This is a genomic window from Actinophytocola sp. (genome assembly GCF_036002505.1).
In the GTDB taxonomy this organism is placed as follows: Bacteria; Actinomycetota; Actinomycetes; order Mycobacteriales; family Pseudonocardiaceae; genus DASYTH01.
In genome coordinates, this window is sequence record NZ_DASYTH010000378.1 from 1 (window position 1) to 5,117 (window position 5,117).

Below are 5,117 nucleotides of genomic sequence, written 5' to 3' on the forward strand. Positions count from 1 at the left end.
GGTCGACGCGAGAGTGGAGCCGCGCGACGTGAACGGCCAGCCGGGCGCGATCCTACGCGATCGTGACGGCAAGGTGGCCGGCACGTTGACGCTCGACGTGCTCGGCGGGCGGATCCAGACGATCCGCTCGGTGGTCAACCCGGACAAGCTCGGGCACGTGGGTCCCGTGGCGGACGCCTGGGCGATTGCCCGCGAGGTGATGCAGGCTCGCCGGCCCAGGGACTGACCCCGCGCAGTCGGGTAGCGACGGCGCATTGCTGCGCCGCCGCCCCCTCAGAACCGTGCGTGCAACTCGTCGCGGCACACGGCTCAAGCAAGCCGCTTGGGCGATTTCAGGAGTACAGAGGTGCTGGGTCCTGCTGTCCGCCGGTGCGGCGGCGGCAGGTGGCGTGAACGAGTTGGGTTTCGTCCGGCAGGCCTGTCCCGTGGGCGATGATGTGTTGCTCGGTGATCGCCCTGCGGGTGGTGCGGTGCCACTGTTCCCATTCGTGGGGGCTTTGTGGCTCGCGGTCGGCGTGCAGGAGCAGGTGTCCGCAGATCGGGCAGGTCCCGTTTTGCCTGCGAGCAGGTGCAGGGTCCTGCGATCGAGCAGGGGTTTGGTCTTGCGGCGCCGGTCGGCCCAGTAGCCGGCCTGAGCGGGGTCGTCGGGAGACGCGTCTCCGCGGACCAGCGAGTGCCGGACGATTTTCGTCCAGGCGAACTTGGGTAGGTAGGCGCCGCTGGTGCGGTCGCCGAATACCCAACGGTCTTGCCTGGCGGTGTTGTACCGGCCGAAGTACCGGTTGATGATCCAGCGTTTCGGCGTGTGGGGATGGCCGTGGCAGGCCCACTTGTAGGTGAGCCGCCACAGATGCACGTCCAGCGCGGCGAACACGATGGACGACGCTGCCCCTCGATAGTAGTTCGCCCATCCCCGCACGATCGGGTTGATCTTCGCGAGGACTGCCGCCGGGTTCGTGCCGCGCAGGGCGCGGAACTCGACGGCGAGGCGGTGCCTGACTCGTTTGACGGCGGCTTTGCTGGGTTTGATGATCAGCTTGCCGTTGCGTCGGCGGGCGGTGAACCCGAGGAAGTCGAACCCGTCGTCGAGGTGGACGATGCGCGTCTTGTCCTCGTTGAAGGTCAGTCCTCGGGGTGCCAGCCAGGCGGCGAGCCGCGCTTTGACCTGTTCGGCCTGCTGCCTGGTATAGCAGAGGGCGACCATGTCGTCGGCGTACCTGATCAGCGATGGGGAGCCGCGTTTCGTGCGCTGCGGATCGCTGCGTTCTTTACGGACTCCCGCCGCCTCTTCCAGCCCATGCAACGCGATATTCAACAACCGAGGACTGATCACACCGCCTTGCGGGGTTCCCGCATCGGTCGGTGCGAATCCGTTGCCCGGTTCGAACACCCCAGCTTTCAGCCAGTCCCGGATCTTTGTCCGGCCGGGGAACATCCCGATGGTGGCGAGCAGATGGTCGTGGTCGATCCTGTCGAATGCTGTGGTGAGGTCCGCGTCCAGCACCCACACCCGTTGCGCGGCAACGCCGCACGACGTCACGTGGATGACCGAGATCGCGTCCTGGCAGCTACGGCCCGGCCTAAACCCGTAACTTTTGGGTTCGAACCTGGCCTCCCATTCGGGTTCCAGCGCGTTACGGTGGCGCGCCTGGTGGACGCGATCCGAGATGACGGGGACGGGTGCTTCATACTGCGATCCTTTCCAGGCGTTGTTGGGCTTGGGCTTTGACGTCGGCGGGGAGCTTGTAGGACGTGGCGATTCGTTGCAGGCAGGCGGTTTCGGTGTTGGGGGTGAAGCGGATCCAGACTCGTCCGCCGGGGCCTCGACGGGCGGGCAGGTAACGGCGTTCGGTCCAGTTGTAGATGACATCGGGTTTGACGCCGAGGCGGGCGGCGATGTCGGGGATCGTGTGCTCGTCGTGGTCGCGGGGGCGTGGGTCGATGTCGGTGTGCTGGTGTGGGGAGCCGGTGGCGCGGTCGCGGCAGGCGGCTTCGACCTCGGGTGGGAACGGGATGCACCAGCGGTCGGCGGGACCGCGGCGGGCGGGCAGGAAACCGGAGGCGATCCAGTAGTGCACTGTGCCGGTGGACACGCCGAGGTGCTCGGCGACCTGGCGTGGAGTGCGCTCACCGTCGTGCAGCAGGCCGGGGTAGGGAATGCGTTGGTAGTGGCGCAGGTTGCCGGCCGCGTCGACGGTGAAGGGTGTTCCGGTGCCGGTGGTGTGGCCGGCGGCGTTGAGCGCGGCGGCCAGGGCGGCGTTGTCCAGGCTCGGGCCGATGCGGCGGGCCAGTGCGATCGCGGCGGGGTCGGTGTTGCGTAGCTGGACGGCACTGTGGCGTCTGGTGACCTGCATCTGTTGTGTGGCACCGGATCTCCATCGCAGGCCGATATCGAGCCGAGTGCTGTCCTGTGGGGACGGGGTGATGGTGACGTCGCCGAGTAGGGTGCGTAGCAGCCGTTTGCGGTCCTTGTCGGTGGTGGTCGGGGCGGACCACAGGGCGGGCAGGTCGGCGACGGCGGCGGCCAGTTGTTCGGGTCTGGGCAGCGACGGCTGGGTGCTGGCCTGGGTGGCCAGCGCGGCCTGCGCCTCGGCGAGCTCGCCGAGGCTGGCCTCCCAGCGGCCCTCCAGGCTGCGGGCCACGAGCCGGTTTTCTGGTTCGCAGGCGTGGAAGGCGCGTTCGGCGCGGTCGGCGTGGTAGCGGGCGCGTTCGACGGCCAGTTCAGCGGCCCGCACCGAACGTTGACGCCGAGCGGTGACCTCGTCGGCGGCCGCCAGCGCCAACGCGATCTGGTCGGGTTCCACGGCGGCCAGCAGCGCCTCGGTGACGACCTCGTCGATGGTGTCGGCTCGGACCGAGCCACACCGCGGCGTGGCCACGTGGTCGGCCCGGGAGTGGGAGCACTCATAGCGCGGATGGCGGTCCTGGTAGCGGACCTGCATCGACCGGCCGCAGGCGCCGCAGAACACGACACCCTGACACAGCGCGGTGCCTTCCCGCGGCGGGCGGGCGCCGGCGTTGGTGCGGTTGCCGGCCAGCTTGGCCTCGATGGCCAGCAACTGCTCCCAACTCACGTATGCCTCGTGGTGGTCGTGGATGAGCACCTGCCACTGCTCGCGCGGCAGCTCGGTGGTCGACGAGTGCACCGAGCCGTCCGGGTGCACCACCTGGCGGGTGCGGCGGCGGCCGAACACGTACGCCCCGGCGTAGACCGGGTTGGTCAGAATGCCCGCGGCCCGGGCGTGGGTCAGCCGGCCCCAGCGGATCTGCCCGGCCCATGCGCCGCCGTAGGCGCGGCGGGGGAAGCGCCGCCCGGCGAACGCGCCGGCCACGGCGTAGGCCGACCCGGTCGCGGCGAACGCGGCGAACACGTCGGCGACCGCCGCGGCGACCTCGGCGTCCGGGTCGATCACCACGCCGCCCTCGTCGTCGTAGACGTAGCCGACCGGCAGCGGCACCCGCAGCTCCCCGCGGCGGGCGGCGGCCCGCTTCGATTCCTGCAGTCGGCTGGTCAACAGGTGCAGCTCAGCTTCCGACATTTGACCTTTAAGCCCTAAAAGGAGGCGGTCGTTGATGTCGGATAGGTCGTAGACCCCGTCGGCGTCGATGACCAGCGTGTCGGTCAGGCGGGCCAACTCCAGCAGCCTCGACAGGTCGGCGCTGGAACGGGCCAGCCGGGACACCTCCAACCCGAACACGGCCCCGACCTCGCCCAGACACACCCGGGCCACCAGGTGCTTGAACCCGTCCCGGTGTGTGGTGCTGCGTCCGGACAGCCCCAGGTCCGCGTCGATGACCTCGATGTCGGCCGCCGCCCAGCCCAACCGGGCGGCCTCCTCCGCCAGCGCGTACTGGCGGGCGGTGGACTCGGTGTGCTCCCGCACCTGCACCAGCGTGGACTGGCGGATGTAGACGACCGCGATCCGGTGCCGGTGCGAGGCGGTCACCTTCTGCTCCCCGCGCATCATCGCCGCCGGCCTCCCGCACCGGTGAGGCGCCCAGCAGACCGCCGACCAGCGCGGACTCGACCATATTGGCCAGCACCGCGGTCATCTCGCCGGCCACCGCATCCGGGGCAGGCGAGGACACCGCGGTGGCTGGCATCGGCTAGTCCAACTCCCGCCGGGACAACAACTCCAGGTTGATCGCCGAGATCTGCGCCAACAGCTGGTGCAGCCGCCCCGATACCGCCAGCCGGTCGCGGACCGCCTCGGCCAGGCTCGCCGGCACGTAGACCAGCCGGCCGGCCACCGACACATACACATACGGCCCGTGCGGTTGTCCCTGCATGCATCGACACCCCTCCTTGCCGCACTTGCGGTGCTGCTCGACCAGCGAGCCGGCCACGAACCCGGCCAGGTCTGGCACCGAGCGCACCAGCCGGGTCCGGCGTGCCCGCAGCGCCCGGGTGGTGACCGCACTCAGGTCGATCTCTCTCTTGTGTATATCCATTACACAAGACAGTCTCACTTCCAGCCGTCCGGCTCAACGACATCACCCGGCGTGGCGCGACCTGACCGCCACGACCTCCGCGGCCAGCTCGACCAGAACCTCATAGCTCAACGCCGTCGTGGCCGCCGACGGCCCACGATCGGTCCACGACAGCGGCAGCATCAACGAGCCCAACGGCCCGCCCTCACAACTGAACGCCAACCCACCACCCAGCCGCCGCTCGAACAACACCCGCAACCGCTGCCCAACCAGCGGATGGAACGGATGCGTGACCGTGACAAACGATTCCGAAACCTCACGAGACGAGCGCGACCGCGCAGTTTGCGGTGCCCGTCGGAATGCCGAGCGGGCGCTGTTTCCCATTGGCCTTCGGTATATATACACCCGCTTGACCGCGAGCGGGGTGAACGACCGGGCGCTGCGATGTGTCTGCACCGCCAGGTCCATCCTCGCCGGGGAGGTCAACGCGACCTGCCCGTCGATACCCCGCGGTCGCGCGGCCAGCGTTGCGCTGCGCGACCTGACGCACGCTGATCAGCGTGTTCGACCAGCTCCGCAGCATCATTTTCTGCAGGTTCCTGACCTCTCGAGTTTCGCAGTTTTGGTGGTGGGTCGGCGGTGGGTGTGACACGCCGGGCTGACCTGGAGTTGAGTGATCTTGGGGT

At 69.1% G+C, this 5,117-nt stretch carries 4 protein-coding genes and 1 pseudogene; all 5 read right to left on the reverse strand.

All coding sequences use genetic code 11. The features are described from left to right. Positions 1-52 precede the first annotated feature (52 nt). Positions 53-1,669, reverse strand: a complete 1,617-nt coding sequence (locus tag VGR06_RS33425) for a reverse transcriptase domain-containing protein (protein ID WP_327563189.1) — start codon at positions 1,667-1,669, stop codon at positions 53-55. Between the two features lie 16 nt (positions 1,670-1,685). Next, positions 1,686-3,947, reverse strand: coding sequence for a recombinase family protein (locus VGR06_RS33430; RefSeq protein ID WP_327563186.1), 2,262 nt, complete (start codon positions 3,945-3,947; stop codon positions 1,686-1,688). A 160-nt stretch (positions 3,948-4,107) separates the two neighbouring features. Continuing rightward, positions 4,108-4,452, reverse strand: coding sequence for a DUF6788 family protein (locus VGR06_RS33435; RefSeq protein ID WP_327563187.1), 345 nt, complete (start codon positions 4,450-4,452; stop codon positions 4,108-4,110). Positions 4,453-4,494: 42 nt separating this feature from the next. Beyond that, on the reverse strand, positions 4,495-4,899 hold the full coding sequence (locus VGR06_RS33440) for a DUF5372 family protein (RefSeq protein ID WP_327563188.1): 405 nt from the start codon (positions 4,897-4,899) through the stop codon (positions 4,495-4,497). 49 nt (positions 4,900-4,948) lie between these two features. Further along, positions 4,949-5,083: pseudogene (locus tag VGR06_RS44120) on the reverse strand (reverse transcriptase N-terminal domain-containing protein); the annotation flags it as partial. Positions 5,084-5,117: the final 34 nt, after the last annotated feature.